This window comes from Streptomyces sp. NPDC039480, assembly GCF_055597165.1.
Map to the genome: position 1 here is coordinate 1 of NZ_JBVITX010000020.1, position 20,675 is coordinate 20,675.

Annotated in this window: 16 protein-coding genes; 8 read left to right on the forward strand and 8 right to left on the reverse strand. The window is 71.3% G+C overall.

Annotated elements, in window-relative coordinates; genetic code table 11:
- Positions 1-114 precede the first annotated feature (114 nt).
- Genes ACZ56E_RS39240 through ACZ56E_RS39260 form a run of 5 tightly spaced genes read right to left on the reverse strand, consistent with a single transcriptional unit; the run spans position 115 to position 5,713 of the window.
- Positions 115-1,425, reverse strand: a complete 1,311-nt coding sequence (locus ACZ56E_RS39240) for a DUF58 domain-containing protein (protein ID WP_471221786.1) — start codon at positions 1,423-1,425, stop codon at positions 115-117.
- Positions 1,425-2,411: an AAA family ATPase gene (locus tag ACZ56E_RS39245; RefSeq protein ID WP_471221835.1), complete on the reverse strand. Its 987-nt coding sequence runs from the start codon at positions 2,409-2,411 to the stop codon at positions 1,425-1,427. Before ACZ56E_RS39245 ends, ACZ56E_RS39240 begins: the two co-directional genes overlap by 1 nt.
- Complete coding sequence (locus ACZ56E_RS39250; RefSeq protein ID WP_471221787.1) at positions 2,411-3,679, reverse strand: DUF4350 domain-containing protein; 1,269 nt, start codon at positions 3,677-3,679, stop codon at positions 2,411-2,413. The genes ACZ56E_RS39245 and ACZ56E_RS39250 overlap by 1 nt, the downstream gene beginning before the upstream one ends.
- Positions 3,676-4,383, reverse strand: coding sequence for a DUF4129 domain-containing protein (locus ACZ56E_RS39255; RefSeq protein WP_471221788.1), 708 nt, complete (start codon positions 4,381-4,383; stop codon positions 3,676-3,678). The genes ACZ56E_RS39250 and ACZ56E_RS39255 overlap by 4 nt, the downstream gene beginning before the upstream one ends.
- A gap of 4 nt (positions 4,384-4,387) precedes the next feature.
- A complete protein-coding gene (locus tag ACZ56E_RS39260; RefSeq protein WP_471221789.1) occupies positions 4,388-5,713 on the reverse strand; it encodes a DUF7847 domain-containing protein in 1,326 nt (441 codons plus the stop codon).
- Between the two features lie 140 nt (positions 5,714-5,853).
- Here ACZ56E_RS39260 and mtnA point away from each other — a divergent pair, with 140 nt between their 5' ends.
- The 7 genes from mtnA (at position 5,854) to ACZ56E_RS39295 (ending at position 14,968) form a co-directional block, all read left to right on the forward strand.
- Positions 5,854-7,011 (forward strand): S-methyl-5-thioribose-1-phosphate isomerase, encoded by a 1,158-nt coding sequence (mtnA, locus tag ACZ56E_RS39265; protein ID WP_468601756.1) that lies wholly within the window; start codon positions 5,854-5,856, stop codon positions 7,009-7,011.
- Between the two features lie 4 nt (positions 7,012-7,015).
- The gene (mtrA, locus tag ACZ56E_RS39270) at positions 7,016-7,705 is read left to right on the forward strand and encodes a two-component system response regulator MtrA (protein WP_189176211.1); all 690 of its coding nucleotides are present in this window, start codon (positions 7,016-7,018) and stop codon (positions 7,703-7,705) included.
- Position 7,706: 1 nt separating this feature from the next.
- Positions 7,707-9,917, forward strand: coding sequence for an MtrAB system histidine kinase MtrB (gene mtrB / locus ACZ56E_RS39275; protein ID WP_471221790.1), 2,211 nt, complete (start codon positions 7,707-7,709; stop codon positions 9,915-9,917).
- On the forward strand, positions 9,907-11,769 hold the full coding sequence (locus ACZ56E_RS39280) for an LpqB family beta-propeller domain-containing protein (RefSeq protein WP_471221791.1): 1,863 nt from the start codon (positions 9,907-9,909) through the stop codon (positions 11,767-11,769). Before mtrB ends, ACZ56E_RS39280 begins: the two co-directional genes overlap by 11 nt.
- Before the next feature lie 460 nt (positions 11,770-12,229).
- Complete coding sequence (locus ACZ56E_RS39285; protein ID WP_471221836.1) at positions 12,230-13,024, forward strand: ComF family protein; 795 nt, start codon at positions 12,230-12,232, stop codon at positions 13,022-13,024.
- Between the two features lie 313 nt (positions 13,025-13,337).
- Positions 13,338-14,030 (forward strand): ribosome hibernation-promoting factor, HPF/YfiA family, encoded by a 693-nt coding sequence (gene hpf, locus ACZ56E_RS39290; protein ID WP_398298420.1) that lies wholly within the window; start codon positions 13,338-13,340, stop codon positions 14,028-14,030.
- A gap of 194 nt (positions 14,031-14,224) precedes the next feature.
- Positions 14,225-14,968 (forward strand): response regulator, encoded by a 744-nt coding sequence (locus ACZ56E_RS39295; protein ID WP_398795889.1) that lies wholly within the window; start codon positions 14,225-14,227, stop codon positions 14,966-14,968.
- On the opposite strand, the gene ACZ56E_RS39300 is transcribed toward ACZ56E_RS39295, so the two are convergent.
- Together ACZ56E_RS39300 and ACZ56E_RS39305 are read right to left on the reverse strand one after the other, a co-directional pair.
- On the reverse strand, positions 14,961-16,124 hold the full coding sequence (locus tag ACZ56E_RS39300) for a winged helix-turn-helix domain-containing protein (RefSeq protein ID WP_471221792.1): 1,164 nt from the start codon (positions 16,122-16,124) through the stop codon (positions 14,961-14,963). The genes ACZ56E_RS39295 and ACZ56E_RS39300 overlap by 8 nt on opposite strands.
- Before the next feature lie 71 nt (positions 16,125-16,195).
- Positions 16,196-16,768, reverse strand: coding sequence for a GNAT family N-acetyltransferase (locus tag ACZ56E_RS39305; RefSeq protein ID WP_468601747.1), 573 nt, complete (start codon positions 16,766-16,768; stop codon positions 16,196-16,198).
- A 212-nt stretch (positions 16,769-16,980) separates the two neighbouring features.
- Between ACZ56E_RS39305 and secA the strand changes: the two genes are divergently transcribed.
- Complete coding sequence (secA, locus tag ACZ56E_RS39310) at positions 16,981-19,818, forward strand: preprotein translocase subunit SecA (RefSeq protein ID WP_471221793.1); 2,838 nt, start codon at positions 16,981-16,983, stop codon at positions 19,816-19,818.
- A gap of 97 nt (positions 19,819-19,915) precedes the next feature.
- Here the strand turns inward: secA and ACZ56E_RS39315 are convergent, their stop codons facing one another.
- Positions 19,916-20,374 (reverse strand): Rv3235 family protein, encoded by a 459-nt coding sequence (locus tag ACZ56E_RS39315; RefSeq protein ID WP_468601743.1) that lies wholly within the window; start codon positions 20,372-20,374, stop codon positions 19,916-19,918.
- Positions 20,375-20,675 lie beyond the last annotated feature (301 nt).

Consider the following 20,675-nt stretch of genomic DNA (forward strand, 5'->3'; position numbering starts at 1 on the left):
AGGGGGGACCCTGTGGGAGAGTAGGACGCCGCCGAACTAATTTTGAATGGGAAACCCCCGCACCTTATGGTGCGGGGGTTTTCTGCGTTTAGGGTGCCTGCCTACGGTGCCTGCTTACAGGCGGCCGGCCGATTTGAGGGAGAGGTAGGCATCTGCCAGAGCAGGGGCCAGGTCATGAGGTGTGGCGTCGACGACCGTGACGCCGCGGCGCCTGAGGTGTTCCGCTGTGCGGTGGCGTTCCGACTGGGCTTGGGCGGCTGCTGCGGCGTCGTACACCGCCTCTGTTGTGCCGCGGGCGGTCGCCATTTCCTGGATGTGCGGGTCGGCCACCGAGGCCACCAGGACCTTGTGGCGCTGGGTGAGGCGGGGAAGTACAGGGAGCAGGCCCTCTTCGATCGGGGCGGTGTCGAGGCTGGTGAGCAGCACGATCAGGGAACTGCGGGGAGCCGTACGGAGGGCCGTCGAAGTGAGGCTTCGGGCATCTGTTTCGACGAGTTCGGGCTCCAGGGTGGCCAGAGCGTTGACCAGGGAGGGGAGGACGTCCCCTGCTGAGCGCCCTTGCACCAGGGCACGTACGCGACGGTCGTAGGCGAGAAGGTCCACGCGGTCGCCGGCGCGGGAGGCCAAGGCGGCGAGGAGCAGGGCCGCATCCATCGCGGCGTCCAGGCGGGGGGCGTCGCCCACTCGGCCGGCCGAGGTGCGGCCCGTGTCGAGGACCAGAAGGATGTGCCGGTCGCGTTCGGGGCGCCAGGTGCGGACGGCGACGGTGGACTGGCGGGCGGTGGCGCGCCAGTCGATGGAGCGGGTGTCGTCCCCGGGAACGTAGTCGCGGAGGCTGTCGAATTCGGTGCCCTGGCCGCGCGTGAGCACGCTGGTGCGGCCGTCGAGCTCGCGTAGGCGGGCCAGCTTGGCGGGGAGGTGCTTCCGGCTGGTGAAAGGCGGCAGGACGCGCAGGGTCCAGGGGACCTTGTGGCTGCCCTGGCGGGTGAAGAGGCCGAGGGGGCCGTACGAGCGGATGGTCACGCGGTCGGCCTGGTGATCGCCCCGGCGGGTGGGACTCAGGCGGGTCGTCAGGCGGCGGCGCTCGCCGGCCGGGACAGCGAGTCGGTGACGGGACGCGGTGACGTCCGTTCCGGGCTGTTGGCTGCTCGGGGGCCAGGCGTCGCGGAGTTCGGCGCGCAAGGGGCGGCCGGACGGGTTCGTGACGGTGAGCTCGACATCGGCGGACTCACCGAGACGTACGGACGTGGCGCCGGAGCGGGTCAGGCCGAGGCGGCGTACGGGCGCGGCCAGGGCGAAGTCGCAGGCGCAGGCCAGCGCCAGCGGGGCGTTGACGGCGAGGACGCCCGTCCAGCTGGGTTCCCACAGGCCGACGGGGAGCGTGCCCAGGGCCGCCAGGAGGGCGGTGCGTCCGGTGAGGGCCATCAGCGGGGGACCGGGACGTGGGCGAGGATCGCGTTGATGACGGAGTCGGCGGTGACGCCCTCCATCTCGGCTTCCGGGCGGAGTTGGATCCGGTGGCGGAGGGTGGGGAGGGCCAGGGCTTTCACGTCGTCGGGGATGACGTAGTCGCGGCCGGTGAGCCAGGCCCAGGCGCGGGCGGTGGAGAGCAGCGCCGTGGCGCCTCGCGGGGAGACGCCGAGGGTGAGGGACGGCGATTCGCGGGTGGCGCGGCAGACGTCCACGACGTACGCGGTGATCTCGGGGGAGACGGAGGTCTTCGCGACGGCGGCCCGGGCGGCTTCCAGGTCGGCGGCGCCCGCCACGGGGCGCACGCCGGCGGCGCGCAGGTCGCGGGGGTTGAAGCCGTCCGCGTGCCGGGTGAGGACGTCGATCTCGTCCTGGCGGGACGGGAGAGGGACCGTCAGTTTGAGGAGGAAGCGGTCCAGTTGGGCTTCGGGGAGCGGGTACGTGCCTTCGTACTCGACCGGGTTCTGGGTGGCCGCGACGAGGAAGGGCTCGGGGAGCGGGCGCGCGGTGCCGTCGACCGTGACCTGGCGTTCTTCCATCGCTTCGAGGAGCGAGGACTGTGTCTTGGGCGGGGTCCGGTTGATCTCGTCGGCCAGGAGGAGGTTCGTGAAGACCGGGCCTGGCTGGAACGAGAACTCGGTGGTGCGGGCGTCGTAGACGAGAGAGCCCGTGATGTCGCTCGGCATCAGGTCAGGCGTGAACTGCACGCGCTTCGTGTCGAGTTCGAGGCTCGACGCGAGGGCACGGACGAGCAGTGTCTTCGCTACCCCGGGGACCCCTTCCAGCAGGACGTGGCCGCGGCAGAGCAGGGCGACGACGAGCCCGGTGACGGCGGAGTCCTGGCCGACCACGGCCTTGGAGATCTCGGCGCGCAGGGCTTCCAGGGAAGCGCGGGCGTCGCGGGGAGCTCCGGTGGGCCCGTTGTCAGTGGTCGGGTCCATCATGAGTGGCGTACCTCTCTTTCGAGGGCGTCGAGTTGGTCGGCGAGGGCGATGAGGGCTGCGTCGTTGCCGGGGGGTGGCCCGAAGAGGAGGGGGTGCGGGTCGTGGCCGGGGGTGTGAAGGCGGGTGGTCAGCGCGGGGATCAGGGACTCGGGCGCGTGGGCCTGGGCGGGGGATACGCCGACGAGGGGGGCGAGGCGGGTTCGGGCGGCGGTGCGCAGGGCTGCGGCCGCGCGGTCGCGGGCGTTCGCCTTGCGGTAGAGGCGCGCACGGCCTTCGACGGTTTCCGAGGCACGGATGGCGACGGGGAGGCGTTCGGCGACGAGGGGGCCGAGGCGGCGGGCACGCCACAGGGCGGCCAGTGCGGCGGCGATGGTGAGTTGCAGGGTGCCCCAGAGCCAGCCGGAGGGGATCAGGTCGAAGAAGCCGCGGCGCTCGGAGTCGGTGGCTGCCTGGTCGTCGGAGAGGGAGGGGAGGTACCAGACCAAGTGCGGGCGGGAGCCGAGGAGTTGCAGGGCGAGTGATGCGTTGCCCTGCTCGTCGAGGCGGTCGTTGTAGAGGATGTCGGGGGCGCCGAGGAGGACGGTGTCGCCCTTGCCACGGGGGGCGGGGAGATGGAGAAGGCTGGGCAGGCCGTCGCTGAGGTAGCAGGCCTCGGCGTCGGGAGCGAGAGTGTCGTAGCGGATGCCGCCCATGTCGGCGGTGCCGGCACGGCGGGCCTCGGGCAGAGCGCAGCTCGGGGAGAGCGTCGAGTCGGTGCTGGTCGTCGGGGCCGCGGAGACCCCGGGGGCGAGGGCGTCGAGCGACGGGGGGCCCGGGGCGACGAGGACGGTGCGGCCGCCGGAGTCCTCGGTGGCCGCGTGCAGGCGGGACCGCTGACGGTCGGTGAGTACGTCGGGGTTGGCCACGAGGAGCGTCGTGTCGGGACCGGCCGCGGACCGGGCCTCTTCGGTGCTGGTGACCACACGGGTGGACACGCCTCGGTCGGCGAGGAGTTCGGCGAGGGCCCGGCTGCCGTGGGAGTCGGCGGAGCGCGGGTCGAGGCGGCCGTGCTGGGCGCCGGAGCGGACCGCGGCGATGACGACGGCCGCCGCGAGGAGGACGACCAGGGCGAGGACGATGCCTCGGGAGCGGGTCCAGAGCAGGCGGGGCGTGGGGGAGACCGAAGTGGGAGCCGCCGCGGGGGGCGGTGCGTCGGGTGGCCGCTGCTCCGGGGTGGCAGGGGGAGCGGGCTGGGCCGGTTCGGTGGCGGGGGTGGGGCCGGTCATTCGGCGGCCCCCTGGGAGCTGTTGCTCGGTGTGGTGTGGGCGGTGCTGGTCAGCGTCGGCTTGGTGGTGCCCAGGTCGCGGTCGAGCTCGGCCAGGCGGAGGTATGCGGGCTCGTCGGCGGTACGGCCGCCGTATGTCACGTCGTCGAAGTCGTGGGCGGCGGAGCGGAGTCGGTCGGTGTGGGCGGGGAGGGTGCGGCCTGCTTCCGCCGCGGCTTCGTCGGCGGTGCGGCCGGGGCGCGGGTCGAGGAGCGCGCGTTCCTCCAGGGCGCGGACGACGGCGCGCATGCGTTCCTGTACGGCTTCGTTCCAGTGGGCCCGGGCGGCGTGTGCCTCGGCCGCCGCGCGGTGTTCGGCGGCGCTGCGGGGGCGGTCGTCGAAGAGGGCCGGAGCGGAGGTCGCGGTGCGCCGCGGGGTGCCGAGGCGCCACCACAGGGCGACGATCAGGAGGACGACCGCCAGCACGATGACCAGGAGCCCGAACCCGCCGCCCGGGGTGGCCCCCGAGGCGGCGGAGAACAGGTCGTCGACCCAGTCCCAGAAGCGATTCAGGGCGCGCTGGAAGAGGCTCGGGTCGTTCTCGTGGTACATCGGCTTGGACAGCTCGCGTTCGGCCGCCTCCCGTGCGGGGTCGCGCGGGATCGTCACCGGCGGGTCGTCGCCGGTGCGCACGGTCTCCCCGAGTACTGCCCCCGCCGCGGTCACCGCATCAGCTCCCCGGTGTGCCGGTCGGGGTCGGGCCGTGACCGGGGAGGCCGGCCGCGCGGGCGAGCTCGAGGTCGAGGGCCTCGCGGCGGATCCGCTGGTCGATGTAGAGCAGGACGGTGACCCCGGCCGTGATCGGGAACGTCAGCATGGAGCCGATCACCGAGCCGACGCCGCTGACGATCAGGAACGTCCAGCCCAGCTCGCCGGTGCTGTCGAGGAAGCCGGTGACGCCTTCGCCACTGACCGCCCCGGCGATGAACGTGAACGGGATGACGATGATCGACGCCACGACGTTCGCGATGATCGCGCCGAGCAGCTGGATGCCGAAGACGCGCCACCAGGAGCCGCGGACCAGCTTGGTGGAGCGGGTCAGGGACTTCTTGATGCCCTGCTTCTCCAGCATGAGCGCGGGGGAGGCGAGGGAGAGCCGGACGACGACCCAGATGGCGACGACGCCCGCACCGAGGCCGCCGAGCACGGCGAGGCCGGCGCCGGCGTCGGACGAGCCGGCCACCGCGATCAGCAGGCCCGGCAGGATGCCGGCGGTGACGATGGCGACGCCGATGAGCGGGATGAGCAGGGTCAGGCCGAACAGCTTGGCCAGCTGGGGGCGGGAGTCCTGCCAGGCCTCCGAGGCGGTGACCGACTTACCGAGCACCGCGCGGCTGGTGACCATGGTGAGCAGGGCGGTCGCGACGATCGTGCCGAGCAGGGTGATCGCGAGGACCACGCCGGAGCTCAGCATCGTGTCGCCCATGGCGCGGGTCAGTTCGCCGACGGTCGCGCTGGGGTCGTCGAGGGCTTCGGTGTCGACGGACTCGCTCAGGACGAGTCCCTGCAGGAGGACGACGACGATCTCGGTGAGTACGGCCACGGTCAGGGAGATGCCGAGGACCGTGCGCCAGTGGGCGCGCATGGTCGACACCGCGCCGTCGAGGATCTCGCCGACGCCGAGCGGGCGGAGCGGGATGACGCCGGGCTTGGCGGCGGGCGGCGGGCCCTGCCAGGCTCCCCAGCCGCGGTAGCCGCCGGGACCGCCAGGGCCTCCGGGGCCGCCAGGAGCACCGGGGCCACCAGGGCCGCCGGGGGGCCCGCCCCAGCCCCAGCCGCCGCCCTGGCCGGGCGGCGGGGGCGGGGGAGGCGGAGTGTGGCCCGGGCCCGGGGTGCTGGGCGGGGACCACTGGGCGGGCGGCGGCTGCTCCTTGGACCACTTGGACGGGGCGCTCCGGCCGCCGTCGTCGGCGGGCTCGGCGGCGTCCGGCTTGCCGGGGTCCTGTCCGTCGGAGGGGGCAGATCCGGGCGAGGCCCAGCCCGGAGTGTCGTTCATCGTCGCTCCTTCAAGGTGCCCGTCCGCGGGTGCGGCGGCAGGTTGCCAGCCATCGTGCCACGGTGCGGGCGCCAGGTGACCGGGCGCCGTAGCGGCTGTACACCTTCAATTGTCCGTCGGGCACGGGGCAGACTGGGCGGATGGCTGATCAGTACGCGCAATCCGGCGAGGACATACGGCCGACCGAGATCTCCAGGGTTCCCGCGATCCGCTGGGACGAGCCACCCGAAGGCCCCGTACTGGTCGTTCTCGACCAGACCCGGCTGCCGGGCGAGGAGAGCGAGCTGGTGTGCACCGACGCACCTGCCCTGGTGGAGGCGATCAGGACGCTCGCGGTACGAGGGGCGCCCCTGCTGGGCATCGCGGGGGCCTACGGCGTCGCGCTGGCCGCCGCCCGGGGCTTCGACGTGGACGAGGCGGCGGGCTCGCTGGCGGGGGCGCGGCCCACCGCGGTGAACCTCGCGTACGGAGCGCGCCGGGCCCAGGCCGCGTACCGTTCCGCGGTCGCGGGCGGGGCCGACGCCCGGCAGGCCGCGGCCGCCGCGCTCGACGCGGCGCGGGCGCTGCACGCCGAGGACGCCGAGGCGAGCTCCAGGATGGCGGCGCACGGCCTGGCGCTGCTCGACGAGCTGCTGCCCGGTGGCGGGCACCGGATCCTGACGCACTGCAACACGGGGGCACTGGTCTCCGGAGGGGAGGGCACGGCGTTCGCGGTGGCGCTCAAGGCGCACCGGGAGGGCAGCCTGCGCAGGCTGTGGGTGGACGAGACGCGGCCGCTGCTGCAGGGGGCCAGGCTCACCGCGTACGAGGCGGCGCGGAACGGAATGGCGTACACATTGCTCACGGACAGTGCGGCGGGTTCGCTGTTCGCGGCGGGTGAGGTGGACGCCGTGCTGATCGGTGCCGATCGGATCGCGGCCGACGGTTCGGTGGCGAACAAGGTGGGGAGCTATCCGCTCGCCGTGCTGGCTCGATACCACCATGTGCCGTTCATCGTGGTGGCGCCGGTGACGACCGTGGATCCGGAGACTCCGGACGGGGCGTCCATCGAGGTGGAGCAGCGGGCGGGGCATGAAGTGACGGAGGTCACGGCGCCGCATGTGCCGGTGGTCGGGATGGAAGCGGGAGGTGGGATTCCGGTGGCACCTCTGGGGACCCAGGCGTACAACCCCGCGTTCGACGTGACGCCGCCGGAGTTGGTGACGGCGATCGTCACGGAAGAGGGCGTTCTGTCACCTGTGACAGCAGAGGGCCTTGCCGAGCTGTGTGCCAGGTCACGCCAGGTAACGATTAGCTAATGGGATGATGTCAGGCATGAAGGGACGAGTCCTTGTCGTCGACGACGACACCGCACTGGCCGAGATGCTCGGGATTGTGCTGCGTGGTGAAGGTTTTGAGCCGTCGTTCGTAGCTGATGGCGACAAGGCGCTGGCCGCTTTCAGGGAGGCAAAGCCGGATCTTGTACTGCTCGATTTGATGTTGCCGGGGCGTGATGGCATCGAGGTGTGCCGCCTGATCAGGGCGGAGTCCGGGGTGCCGATCGTCATGCTCACGGCCAAGAGCGACACGGTGGATGTGGTGGTCGGCCTGGAGTCCGGGGCCGACGACTACATCGTCAAGCCGTTCAAGCCGAAGGAGCTCGTGGCCCGGATCCGGGCGCGGCTGCGGAGGTCGGAGGAGCCCGCGCCGGAGCAGCTGGCCATCGGTGACCTGGTCATCGACGTGGCCGGGCACTCCGTGAAGCGGGACGGGCAGTCGATCGCGCTGACGCCGCTGGAGTTCGACCTGCTGGTCGCGCTGGCGCGCAAGCCGTGGCAGGTGTTCACGCGTGAGGTGCTCCTGGAGCAGGTCTGGGGCTACCGGCACGCGGCGGACACCCGTCTGGTGAACGTGCACGTCCAGCGGCTGCGGTCCAAGGTCGAGCGGGATCCCGAGCGGCCGGAGATCGTGGTGACCGTCCGTGGCGTCGGTTACAAGGCCGGACCGAGCTGACGTGTCCCGGGACAGTTCCACCTCGGCGCCCGGGGGTCCGGGGGCTCGCTCGGGGCGGACTGGCCCGGCGCGTCGCGCGTCCCGGTTCGGGCGGCTCGCCGACGGCGGGCTGCTGCTCCAGGGCGGGGTGCAGGGCAGTCCTGTGCTCCGGCTCTTCGTGCGCTGGGTGCGCCGTCCGCTGCTGCCCGCTGTGCGGCTGTGGCGGCGCAACATCCAGCTGAAGGTCGTCGTCACGACCCTGCTGATGTCGCTCGGCGTGGTGCTCATGCTCGGCTTCGCCGTCATGAGCTCCGTGAACAACGGCCTGCTCAAGGCCAAGGTCAAGGCGTCGCAGAGCCAGGCCGACGGTGGCTTCCGCGCCGCGCAGGACAGCGTCAACGCGGCGCGGCAGAGCACCGGGCAGGGCCAGGGGCAGGACGGCAGCACGGTTGACGGGCGTAACGCCGCCGTGTGGATGTCCGACCTCGTCGAACAGCTCTCCAGCGGTGGGCAGAACGCCTTCGCCGTGGTGACGCTGAGCCCCACCTCCGCGGGCGACTCCGGGAGCGTGCGCGGGTCGCGGGCCTCGGGCGGCGTCGAGCCGATACTGAGCGTGCCCGAGGAGCTGCGCCGCCAGGTCGACGACGGCACCGGCGTCTACCAGGCCAATACGCGGGTCGTGTACGACGACGGCCGTGAGCCGCAGTCCGCGTTGGTGATCGGCAAGCGGCTGAACGACCTCAACGGCGATCCGTACCAGCTGTACTACCTCTTCCCGCTGACGCAGGAGGAGGAGTCGCTGAACCTGGTCAGGACGACTCTCGCGACCGCCGGGCTCTTCGTCGTGGTGCTTCTCGGCGCCATCGCCTGGCTCGTGGTGCGCCAGGTCGTGACGCCTGTGCGCATGGCCGCGGGCATCGCCGAGCGGCTGTCCGCCGGGCGCCTTCAGGAACGTATGAAGGTCACCGGAGAGGACGACATCGCCCGGCTCGGTGAAGCCTTCAACAAGATGGCGCAGAACCTGCAGCTGAAGATCCAGCAGCTGGAGGAGCTGTCACGGATGCAGCGGCGGTTCGTGTCCGACGTGTCGCACGAGCTGCGTACGCCGTTGACGACGGTACGGATGGCCGCCGACGTCATTCACGAGGCGCGGGTGGACTTCGATCCGGTGACCGCGCGGTCGGCGGAGCTGCTCGCCGACCAGCTGGACCGGTTCGAGTCGCTGCTCGCGGATCTGCTGGAGATCAGCAGGTTCGACGCGGGGGCGGCCGCGCTGGAGGCCGAGGCGATAGATCTCCGTGAGGTCGTGCGGAGAGTCGTCGGCGGGGCCGAGCCGCTCGCCGAGCGCAAGGGCACGCACATACGCGTCGTCGGGGACCAGCAGCCGGTGGTCGCCGAGGCCGACGCGCGGCGGGTGGAGCGGGTGCTGCGCAATCTCGTCGTCAACGCCGTGGAGCACGGTGAGGGCAAGGACGTCGTGGTGCGGCTCGCCGCCGCGGGCGGCGCGGTCGCCGTCGCGGTGCGGGACTACGGAGTGGGTCTCAAGCCGGGCGAGGCGACCCGGGTGTTCAGCCGTTTCTGGCGGGCGGACCCGGCACGCGCGCGTACCACCGGTGGTACGGGCCTCGGCCTCTCCATCGCCCTGGAGGACGCGCGGCTGCACGGCGGCTGGTTGCAGGCGTGGGGTGAGCCGGGCGGGGGCTCGCAGTTCAGGCTTACGTTGCCGAGGACGGCGGACGAGCCGTTGCGGGGTTCGCCGATACCGCTGGAGCCCGACGATTCGCGGCGCCACCGCGGGCTCAACGACGCGGGGCTGCCCCTCGGGGGCGGCAGCAAGCTGGCCACCGTTCCCGCGCAGTCGTCCGGGCAGACGTCCGCGCAGGCGTCCGGGCAGTCGTCCTCGGCGACGTCCGAGCGGGTTCCGCCGCCCGTGCCGGCGAAGGGGCCCATAGCGCCGCGGCTGCTGCACACCGGGCCCGTGGACCCGACGGCGCTGCCCGGTAGCGGAGCGCGGGTCGTGGCGCGCCGACAGCCGGACGAGGAGCCGCAGGGTGGCGCCGGTGACGCGAGTGGTGTGGGCGGCCCGAGTGGTGTGGGTGGCGCCGGTGGCCCGAGTGGCCCGAGCGGGCCGAGTGACGTACGTGAGTCCAGCGGTGCGAGCGATTCCGGTCGCCCGAGCGGTGACAGCGCCGGGCAGGCGGACAGGGAAGAGGAGAACACGCGTGGGCGCTGATCCCGACGGGCGCGGCCGCCGTGCGGGCCGCAGGCGGCCGCTGCGCACCGGACTGCTGCTGGGCAGCTGCGGCGCGCTCCTCGCCGGGTGCGCCTCGATGCCGGACAGCGGGAATCTGAAGTCCGTCGACGCGTCGCAGCGTCCGGACTCGCAGTCGCAGGTCCGGGTCTACGCGCTGCCGCCGCGCGAGGGCGCCCGGCCCATCGAGATCGTCCAGGGCTTCCTGGAGGCGCTGACCAGTGATGACCCGCAGTTCGCGATGGCGCGCAAGTACCTGACCAAGAAGGCGTCGCGGGAGTGGCACCCGGAGGAGTCCACGACGGTGCTCGCCGACGGGCCCAACCCCGACGCGGGCAACGCGGGCAACGAGGGCGAGGGCAGCCGCCGCTACTCCCTGACCGGGCACCAGGTCGCGAGGGTGGACGAACAGCACGCGTACCGGCCCGAGGACGGGGCGTACAGCCAGTCCGTGCACCTCAGCCAGAGCGGCGGCCCGGGTGGGAACGAGTGGCGCATCGACCAGCCGCCGCCCGGCGTGGTGCTCGGCGAATCGGACTTCCAGCGGATCTACCGGCCCGTCAACAAGTACTACTTCGCCGGGCCCACCGGGGCGGGCGTGAGCGGCCGGACGGGGCTCGTCGCCGACCCCGTCTACATCCGGCAGCGGATCGACCCGCTGACGCAGACGGTGAAGACGCTGCTGAAGGGGCCGACCAACTGGCTGCGCCAGGTGGTGCTTTCGAGCTTCCCCAGCGGTACGGAGCTCAAGGACCCCGAGAAGACGCTGACGCCGGACGACCAGAACAGGCTGACCGTGCAGCTGAACAGCCGGGCGGACGGCGCCGGGCAGTCCAGGTGCAAGGAGATGGCGGCGCAACTGCTCTTCACCTTGCAGGACTTGACGCCTTCGGGGGTCGAGCAGGTGACGTTGCAGCGTTCCAACGGCTCGATGCTGTGTGTGCTGAGCCAGGAGCGTGCCGAGACCGTCGCGGCGCACCGCAGCGCCGACCGGCCCGACTACCAGTACTTCGTCGACGAGGAGCACCGGCTGGTCCGGATGTCCGCCAACTCCGGGAGTGCGGCGGACCCGGAGCCCGTGACGGGTGTCCTCGGCACCGGCGACCAGCCGCTGCGCTCGGCGGCGGTCTCGCGCGACGAGCAGCGTGCGGCCGGAGTGTCCCTCGACGGAAAGTCGCTGTACACGGGGTCGCTGCTCTCGGACGACCCGCTCGGCAAGGCGCAGCTGCGCAGCAGGGCGAAGTCGGAGGAGGACCGCCTCTCGACGCCCAGTTGGGACGGCAGGGGCAATCTGTGGGTGGCCGACCGTGATCCGAAGCGGCCGCGGCTGCTCTGGCTCGAGCAGGGCGCGGGCAAGCCGGTCGAGGTCGAGGTGCCCGCGCTGGACGGGCGCGTCCAGGAGGTGCGCGTGTCGGCCGACGGCGTGCGCATCGCCTTCCTCGTCGAGAAGGACGGCAAGCAGTCCCTGTGGATCGGCCGGGCCGAGCGAAGCACCGGCAAGGGGGAGCGGCCTGAGATCTCGGTCCTCGACCCCACCCCCGCGGCGCCGCGGATGGAAGAGGTCACGGCCATGTCGTGGGCGGGTGGCAGCCGTCTCGTGGTGGTCGGCAGGGAGACCGGTGGCGTGCAGCAGATCCGGTACGTCCAGTGCGACGGCTCGGTGCTGCCGGGCACCGCGCTGCCCGGTCTGACCGGCGTCAAGGAGATCGCGGCGTCCGAGGACGAGCGGCAGCCGCTGGTGGCCCACTCGGACGACGGGATCGTGCGGCTGCCGACGGGTTCGCAGTGGCAGACGGTCGTGAAGGAAGGGCTGGCGCCGGTCTATCCGGGCTGACTTGGTGCGCCCTCGGGCGGTTGTCCACAGGGGGTTGTCCACAGGGGTGGCCGGGCGGTGGGCGGCTTGGCAGAGTGGGGGCATGCGGGGGTGGTGGCAGGACCTCACCGACCTGGTGCTGCCGGCCGAGTGCGGAGGCTGCGGGGAGCCCCGGGCGGCGCTCTGCGACGCGTGCAGGGCCGCCCTGTGCGGGGCCGGGCCGCGCCGGGTGCGGCCCGAGCCTGAGCCGCCCGGGCTGCCCGTGGTGTACGCCGCCGCGGCGTACGAGGACGCGGTGCGGGCCGTGCTGCTCGCACACAAGGAGCGGGGCGCCCTGGGGCTCGCCGCGCCACTGGGGGCAGCGCTCGCCGAAGCTGTGCGCGCAGGCCTGCGGCACGGCTCCTTGGGCGAAGCGATGTGTGCCGGTGTCCGGGGCGAAGCCGTGTGTGCAGGCCTGCGGCGCGACTCCGTGGGCGAAGCGATGTGTGCCGGCCCCCGGGGCGAGGCCGTGTGTGCAGGCTTGCGGGGCCATTCCGGGCGCGAAGCCGTGTGTGCAGGCCTGCCGGGCCATTCCGGGCGCGAAGCCGTGTGTGCCGGTCCGCGGGGTGAGTCCCGGGGCGAGGCCGTGTGTGCCGGTCCGCAGGGCTGGTCCTGGGGCGAGGCTGTGTGTGCAGGCCTGCCGGGCCGCTCCGGGCGTGAGGCCGTGTGTGACGGTCTGCGGGGCGAATGCCGGGGCGCCGGTGATAGCGGGGCGCGATCGTGGGTAGGCGGCAGACAGGATGGTCCACAGGGGCGTGTGATGCCGTTGTCACTCGTGCCTGTGCCCTCGGCGCGGGCCGCTGTGCGGGCCCGCGGGCACGACCCGGTGCGGCGGATCGCCCTCGCCGCGGCGGGCGAGCTGCGGCGGGCGGGAATCCCGGCGCGGGTGCTCGCGGTGCTGCGGCAGCGGCGTGCGGTGGCCGACCAGTCGGGGCTCGACTCCCGGCAGCGGCAGACCAATCTGGCGGGCGCCCTTGCGGTGACCGCAGGGGGCGGCCGGCTGCTGGCGGGCGGTGGCCGGATCGTGGTCGTCGACGACCTGATGACGACCGGCGCCTCATTGGCGGAGGCCGCCCGCGCATTACGTGCCGTACGCACGGAAGAGAACGCGAGAGCGGAGGCCGTACGAGAACCGGGAACGGGGGTTGTACGAAGGTCGGTATTGGGCTGCGAGAACACGGTCGGCGCCGCCGTTGTCGCCGCGTCGCCGGATTCTTTCGAAATAAACCGGAACTGACCGCGAACTTGCATCGTTGCAGGTGATGAGAGGGTCGTTACACCTGAATGGAGGTACGCCGCAGTAGAGGGTGACGACATCCGTCCGGGCGAGATATGTTCGGTTGTGAGGAATGGCGGACGCCGTCCCTCGCATATCGGAATGCCGGTCCGTGGTTTTCTGCAATCACCCGGACCGGTGGGGTGGAGATCTTGCCCATGGGGGAGGAGGAGGTGGAAGTCACCGAGTCCGAGGCTCCGGGAGTCACCGGGGTCTGGTGCAAAAGGGAGATGCTCCGCCGCCGAAGCGGAGCGATCCGGGAACGGAGTTCTGCGTGGACATCGTCGTCAAGGGCCGCAAGACCGAGGTGCCCGAGCGGTTCCGCAAGCACGTGGCCGAGAAGCTGAAGCTGGACAAGATCCAGAAGCTCGACGGCAAGGTGATCAGCCTCGACGTCGAGGTGTCCAAGGAAACCAACCCGCGTCAGGCCGACCGTTCCGACCGTGTGGAGATCACGCTCCGCGGGCGCGGACCCGTGATCCGCGCGGAGGCCTCGGCCGCCGACCCGTATGCGGCGCTGGACCTGGCCACGGCCAAGCTCGACGCCAGCCTGCGCAAGCAGCACGAGAAGCGCCACAACCGGCGCGGCAACGGCAGGCTTTCGGCCGCCGAAGTCGCCGAGCGCGTCCCGGACGCGGCGACGCTCAACGGAGACGGCACCCTCGCGCGCGACGAAGAGCCGGACGGCGTACCGGTCAAGAAGATCGGCTCCCTGGAGATCCAGGGCGAAGGTCCCCTCGTGGTCCGCGAGAAGACGCACGTCGCGGCACCCATGTCACTCGACCAGGCGCTCTACGAGATGGAACTGGTCGGACACGACTTCTATCTGTTCGTCGACTCCGAGACCAAGGAGCCCAGCGTCGTCTACCGACGGCACGCCTACGACTACGGCGTCATCCGCCTCAACACCGACCCCATGGTCGCCAAGGCGGAGACGGGCGGCGGAGGCGGAGCCCTCGGCGGCTGACGACCGCCCCATGACAGCCGATGTGGTGCCCCTGGAGCGCCTGTGCGCCCCCAGGGGCACCACCGTGCGCCCAGTGCGCGCACCGCACCGGCGCCGGGCATGAAATCATGGGCGAGCCGGTCAACCGGTGTGCTGCCGCCTGGGGTTGGCGCAGCAGAAGCACAACAGGCCGCGGCCTTCATGGGGGAGGAACGATGGCGGACAGCTTCGGACCGATGCGTCACCAGGGTGCCGGCGACGGCATCGGCATCGGCACGGACGCGGGCGCCCCACGCAAGGAGCCCATCAGGGTCCTTGTGGTGGATGACCACGCCCTCTTCCGCCGCGGCCTGGAGATCGTCCTCGCCGCCGAGGAGGACATCCAGGTCGTCGGAGAGGCGGGCGACGGCGCGGAGGCGGTGGACAAGGCCGCCGATCTGCTGCCCGACATCGTGCTCATGGACGTACGCATGCCGAAACGCGGCGGCATCGAGGCATGCACCTCCATCAAGGAGGTGGCGCCCAGCGCCAAGATCATCATGCTGACGATCAGCGACGAGGAAGCCGACCTCTACGACGCGATCAAGGCGGGCGCCACCGGCTATCTCCTCAAGGAGATCTCCACGGACGAGGTGGCGACGGCGATCCGCGCGGTGGCGGACGGGCAGTCGCAGATCAGCCCGTCGATGGCGTCCAAGCTGCTCACCGAGTTCAAGTCGATGATCCAGCGCACCGACGAGCGGCGGCTCGTCCCGGCGCCCCGGCTGACCGACCGGGAGCTCGAAGTGCTCAAGCTCGTCGCCACCGGTATGAACAACCGTGACATCGCCAAGGAGTTGTTCATCTCCGAGAACACCGTGAAGAACCACGTGCGCAACATCCTGGAGAAGCTGCAGCTGCACTCCAGGATGGAGGCCGTGGTCTACGCGATGCGGGAGAAGATCCTCGAGATCAGGTGAGGGCCCCGACCAGCTCGGCGGTGAGCTCGGGGCGGTTCACCCGCTCCACCCGCACCGTGTCGCAGCCGACCCAGGACGCCGCCTCAAGCAGCGCCTGAGCCATCGGGGCCACCGCCTTCGGGGTGTCGAGCGCGACCTGCCTGGCGACCAGGGTGCTGCCCTCGCGCGCCGGGTCGACCCGGCCGAGGAGCCTGCCGCCGGCGAGCAGCGGCATCGCGAAATAGCCGTGGATCCGCTTCGGCTTGGGCACATACGCCTCAAGGCGGTGCGTGAACCCGAAGATCCGCTCGGTGCGCGCCCGCTCCCAGATCAGTGAGTCGAAGGGGGACAGGAGCGTCGTGCGGTGCCGGCCGCGGGGCGTCGTCTCCAGGGCCTTCGGGTCCGCCCAGGCCGGCTTGGCCCAGCCCTGGACGGTCACCGGCACCAGGCCCGAGTCCGCGACCACCGCGTCGAACTGCTCGCCCTTGAGGCGGTGGTAGTCGGCGATGTCCGCGCGCGTGCCGATGCCCAGCGCCTCACCGGCCAGCCGGACCAGGCGGCGCAGACACTCCGTGTCGTCCAGGTCGTCGTGGAGCAGGGCGTCCGGGACGGCGCGCTCCGCCAGGTCGTACACCCGCTTCCAGGAGCGGCGCTCGGTGCACACCACCTCGCCGTGCATCAGCGCACGCTCGACGGCGATCTTCGACTCGGACCAGTCCCACCACTCGCCCTTGTTCTTCGCGCCGCCCAACTCGGTCGCGGTGAGGGGGCCTTCGGCGCGGAGCTGCTTGATGACCTGGTCGTACGCACCGGCGGGCAGGTCGTGGTGCCACTGCGGGCGGGTGCGGTAGGCGCGGCGGCGGAAGGCGAAGTGCGGCCACTCCTCGATGGGGAGGATGCACGCGGCGTGCGACCAGTACTCAAAGGCATGCGTGTCCGTCCAGTACGCCGCTTCCACGGTGTCGCGGCCGACGGCGCCCAGGCGTGCGTACGGAATGAGTTCGTGCGAGCGGGCCAGGACCGAGATCGTGTCGAGCTGGACCGCGCCGAGGTGGCGCAGCACGCCCCGCACCCCGGACCTGCGGTCGGGGGCGCCCAGGAAGCCCTGCGCGCGCAGGACCATACGGCGTGCCTCGTCGGCGGAGAGTTCGATGGCGGGGCTCGGCAGGCTCGTCATGGTCCGAACGATAGGGGGCGGCACTGACAACGGCGCCGGGCCCGGTCGGCCGGGTCCTTCGGGGTGGGGCCTCACGCCTTCGCGGGCAGATATGGGTGCGGTGACGGCAGGCCGAGGTCCGAGGGGAGCAGCGAGCCGATCCAGCAGTCGCGGAGCGTCTCCTTGTTGAGCAGGCCCGCGCGGTGCACGCCCTCCACGGTGAAGCCGGCCTTCTCCACGACCGCCCGCGAGCCGGTGTTGCCGACCTCCGCGCGCCACTCCAGACGGGTGCAGCGCAGGTCGGTGAAGGCCCAGCGGGCGAGGGCGAGCACGGCCTCGCGCATATAGCCGCGGCCCCGGTGCTCCTTCGCCGTCCAGTAACCGATCTCCCAGGTGCCCGAACGCGGGTGGTGCAGGCTGGCGGCGGCGAGCAGGGGGCCGCCCGCACGGGAACGTACGGCGAAGGTGTACTCCGTGTCGTTGCGCCAGCCCTCGGGGACCACGGCGTGCACGAAGTCCTCGGCGTCCAGGCGCGCGTACGGAGAGGGGATGGTGGTCCAGCGCTGGATCTCCGGGTCCTGGCAGGCCGCGTACGTCTCGGCGATGTCCTCGGGCGTGAAGACGCGCAGGTACAGACGTTCGGTGGTGAGGGTGACGGGCTCCATCAATCGATTCTGCTGGGACGAGGCCCCCGGAGCCAGCGCTTTACCGGCTTTCGCGATCACCGATCCGGTGACCGGCCCGGCACCTTCGGCGCCCCTCGTCCGTTGACCTCATGGCACACCTCCCGGCGCGGCCCGGTCCTCGCATACGATGGCCGGTGCCCGACGAGTAAAACCGACCATGCCAGGCCCGACCGGCAAGGAGACCAACCCCCGTGTCCGTCCTCTCGAAGATCATGCGTGCAGGCGAAGGCAAGATCCTGCGCAAGCTGCACCGCATCGCGGACCAGGTCAACTCCATCGAAGAGGACTTCGTCAGCCTCTCCGACGCCGAGCTGCGCGCGCTGACCCAGGAGTACAAGGAGCGATACGCCGACGGCGAGACGCTCGACGACCTCCTTCCCGAGGCCTTCGCGACGGTCCGCGAGGCCGCCAAGCGCGTCCTGGGCCAGCGCCACTACGACGTCCAGATGATGGGCGGCGCCGCGCTGCACATGGGCTACGTCGCGGAGATGAAGACCGGTGAGGGCAAGACCCTCGTCGGCACCCTGCCCGCTTATCTGAACGCCCTCTCCGGCAAGGGCGTCCACCTGATCACGGTCAACGACTACCTGGCCGAGCGCGACTCCGAGATGATGGGTCGCGTCCACAAGTTCCTGGGCCTGTCCGTCGGCTGCATCCTGGCCAACATGACGCCGGCCCAGCGCCGCGAGCAGTACAACTGCGACATCACCTACGGCACGAACAACGAATTCGGCTTCGACTACCTGCGCGACAACATGGCGTGGTCGAAGGAAGAGCTGGTGCAGCGCGGCCACAACTTCGCGATCGTCGACGAGGTCGACTCGATCCTCGTCGACGAGGCCCGTACGCCGCTGATCATCTCCGGCCCCGCCGACCAGGCCACCAAGTGGTACGGCGACTTCGCCAAGCTGGTCACCCGCCTCACCAAGGGTGAGCCCGGCAACCAGCTCAAGGGCATCGAGGAGACCGGGGACTACGAGGTCGACGAGAAGAAGCGCACCGTCGCCATCCACGAGTCCGGCGTCGCCAAGGTCGAGGACTGGCTGGGCATCGACAACCTCTACGAGTCGGTGAACACGCCGCTGGTGGGTTATCTGAACAACGCCATCAAGGCCAAGGAACTCTTCAAGAAGGACAAGGACTACGTCGTCATCGACGGCGAAGTCATGATCGTCGACGAGCACACCGGCCGTATCCTCGCCGGCCGCCGCTACAACGAGGGCATGCACCAGGCGATCGAGGCGAAGGAAGGGGTGGACATCAAGGACGAGAACCAGACCCTTGCGACCATCACCCTCCAGAACTTCTTCCGCCTCTACAAGCGCGAGGGCTACGACAGCGGCCTCTCCGGCATGACCGGTACGGCCATGACCGAGGCCGCCGAGTTCCACCAGATCTACAAGCTGGGCGTCGTGCCGATCCCGACGAACCGGCCGATGGTCCGCGCCGACCAGTCCGACCTGATCTACCGCACCGAGGTCGCGAAGTTCGCCGCCGTCGTCGACGACATCGCCGAGAAGCACGAGAAGGGTCAGCCGATCCTGGTCGGCACGACCTCCGTCGAGAAGTCGGAGTACCTCTCCCAGCAGCTGTCCAAGCGCGGCGTTCAGCACGAGGTGCTGAACGCCAAGCAGCACGACCGTGAGGCGACGATCGTCGCCCAGGCCGGCCGCAAGGGCGCCGTGACGGTCGCCACGAACATGGCCGGCCGCGGTACGGACATCAAGCTCGGCGGCAACCCCGACGACCTCGCGGAGGCGGAGCTGCGCCAGCGCGGCCTCGACCCCGTCGAGCACGCCGAGGAGTGGGCCGCCGCGCTGCCCGCCGCCATGGAGAAGGCCGAGCGGGCCGTCAAGACCGAGTTCGAAGAGGTCAAGGAGCTCGGCGGCCTCTACGTGCTGGGCACGGAGCGGCACGAGTCGCGCCGTATCGACAACCAGCTGCGCGGTCGTTCCGGCCGTCAGGGCGACCCCGGCGAGTCCCGTTTCTACCTGTCGCTCGGTGACGACCTGATGCGCCTCTTCAAGGCGCAGATGGTCGAGCGCGTGATGTCCATGGCCAATGTGCCGGACGACGTGCCGATCGAGAACAAGATGGTGACCCGCGCGATCGCCTCCGCGCAGTCGCAGGTCGAGCAGCAGAACTTCGAGACCCGGAAGAACGTCCTCAAGTACGACGAGGTCCTCAACCGGCAGCGCGAGGTCATCTACGGAGAGCGTCGCCGCGTCCTGGAGGGCGAGGATCTGCAGGACCAGATCACGCACTTCATGGACGACACGATCGACGCGTACATCGCCGCCGAGACCGCCGAGGGCTTCGCCGAGGAGTGGGACCTGGACCGGCTGTGGGGCGCCTTCAAGCAGCTCTACCCCGTCAAGGTGACCGTCGAGGAGCTGGAGGAGGCCGCGGGCGACCGCGCGGGCCTCACCGCCGAGTTCATCTCCGAGGCCATCAAGGACGACATCCACGAGCAGTACGCGGCCCGTGAGGCGCAGCTCGGCTCCGACATCATGCGTGAGCTGGAGCGGCGTGTCGTCCTGTCGGTCCTGGACCGCAAGTGGCGCGAGCACCTCTACGAGATGGACTACCTCCAGGAGGGCATCGGCCTCCGCGCCATGGCGCAGAAGGACCCGCTGGTCGAGTACCAGCGCGAGGGCTTCGACATGTTCAACGCCATGATGGACGGCATCAAGGAGGAGTCCGTCGGCTACCTGTTCAACCTGGAGGTCCAGGTCGAGCAGCAGGTCGAGGAAGTCCCCGTCTCGGACGCGGCGCCTTCGCTGACGAAGGACGGCGTGCAGGACGCGGTGCCCGCGGGCGCCGGGGCCTCGCGGCCGGAGATCCACGCCAAGGGCCTCGAGGCCCCGCAGCGGCCCGACCGCCTGCACTTCCAGGCGCCGAACGCCGAGGGCGGTGTCGACGAGGGTGACTTCACCACGGACGGCTCCGAGGTCCGGTCCGAGGCGGACGGGATGACCCGGGCGGAGCGGCGCAAGGCTCAGAAGGGCGGGCGGCGGCGCAAGAAGTAGGCCGCAGCAGCGTTTGTTGCTTTGAGTGGTGGCGTGAGGGGCCGGGCTTTTGTCCGGCCCCTTCGTCGTGGGGTGTCGTAGGTGGTCAGGGGTTGTCTCAGGGGCGTGGGTCTGTTTCGACCGCCGTGCAGCGCCACCTTCGGTCCGCTCCCAGCGTCAGGCGGAACGCCAGCGCGCGCAGCCTCGGGCCCGTCGCGACGCGGGCGAAGACCTCGTACGTCTCGGGGTGCGGCTGGTAGTGGCCGATCCGGTGGATCGTGGGGCGGTGGCCGTCCGCGCAGAGCGGCCTGATCTCCGCCAGGCGGGCCAGGTCGTCGAAGGCCGTGTTGGCGATGTGCCGGGCCACCCAGTGCATCGGGCGCTGGCCGCTGAGGACCAGGAGCAGGCGTTCCGCGAAGACCTCGGTGGGGTGCGGGGGTGGCTGGGCGGGGATCGTGCCGGGCGGGCGTTCGCGGTTCGCGGGGCGGCGGGAGTCCCTCCGCGTCGGAGGGCGGCCCGTGGGCGGGCGGCTCGCGGGCGGGCGGGTGGCTGCCGGGCGGGGGCGGGGCCTCGTCATCACCTTGTGCATCGGGGTGCCTCTCTTGTACCGGGGAGTAACTTGCTGGTGGGGATCTTGTACGGGGGTGGGGGAGGGCGTGGCAAGGGGGCCGAGGGGGTGCGGGAGGTCGATCTCGGGTTCACCTATCAGGGGGGTGCGGCGGCTCGGAGGTGGTGGGGCGGCGGGGGTGTGGTGGGTGAGATGTCGGACGTGTGTTGACCGCCGCGGGGGTTGTGGGGGGAGCTCGATGGGGGACTCCCGCACGTATTCAGGGGGCTCCCGCACGTATCCTGAAGATCTCTCCACGACCACGAAGTCC

What these genes read in the sequence shown, in the direction of transcription:
- ACZ56E_RS39260 (WP_471221789.1), bottom strand. Translation starts at nt 5,713, where the DNA reads ATGAACGACACTCCGGGCTGGGCCTCGCCCGGATCTGCCCCCTCCGAC.
- ACZ56E_RS39285 (WP_471221836.1), top strand. Translation starts at nt 12,230, where the DNA reads ATGTGTGCCGGCCCCCGGGGCGAGGCCGTGTGTGCAGGCTTGCGGGGC.
- ACZ56E_RS39300 (WP_471221792.1), bottom strand. Translation starts at nt 16,124, where the DNA reads ATGACGAGCCTGCCGAGCCCCGCCATCGAACTCTCCGCCGACGAGGCA.
- mtnA (WP_468601756.1), top strand. Translation starts at nt 5,854, where the DNA reads ATGGCTGATCAGTACGCGCAATCCGGCGAGGACATACGGCCGACCGAG.
- ACZ56E_RS39245 (WP_471221835.1), bottom strand. Translation starts at nt 2,411, where the DNA reads ATGGACCCGACCACTGACAACGGGCCCACCGGAGCTCCCCGCGACGCC.
- ACZ56E_RS39295 (WP_398795889.1), top strand. Translation starts at nt 14,225, where the DNA reads ATGGCGGACAGCTTCGGACCGATGCGTCACCAGGGTGCCGGCGACGGC.
- ACZ56E_RS39305 (WP_468601747.1), bottom strand. Translation starts at nt 16,768, where the DNA reads ATGGAGCCCGTCACCCTCACCACCGAACGTCTGTACCTGCGCGTCTTC.
- ACZ56E_RS39315 (WP_468601743.1), bottom strand. Translation starts at nt 20,374, where the DNA reads ATGACGAGGCCCCGCCCCCGCCCGGCAGCCACCCGCCCGCCCGCGAGC.
- ACZ56E_RS39240 (WP_471221786.1), bottom strand. Translation starts at nt 1,425, where the DNA reads ATGGCCCTCACCGGACGCACCGCCCTCCTGGCGGCCCTGGGCACGCTC.
- ACZ56E_RS39250 (WP_471221787.1), bottom strand. Translation starts at nt 3,679, where the DNA reads ATGACCGGCCCCACCCCCGCCACCGAACCGGCCCAGCCCGCTCCCCCT.
- mtrA (WP_189176211.1), top strand. Translation starts at nt 7,016, where the DNA reads ATGATGTCAGGCATGAAGGGACGAGTCCTTGTCGTCGACGACGACACC.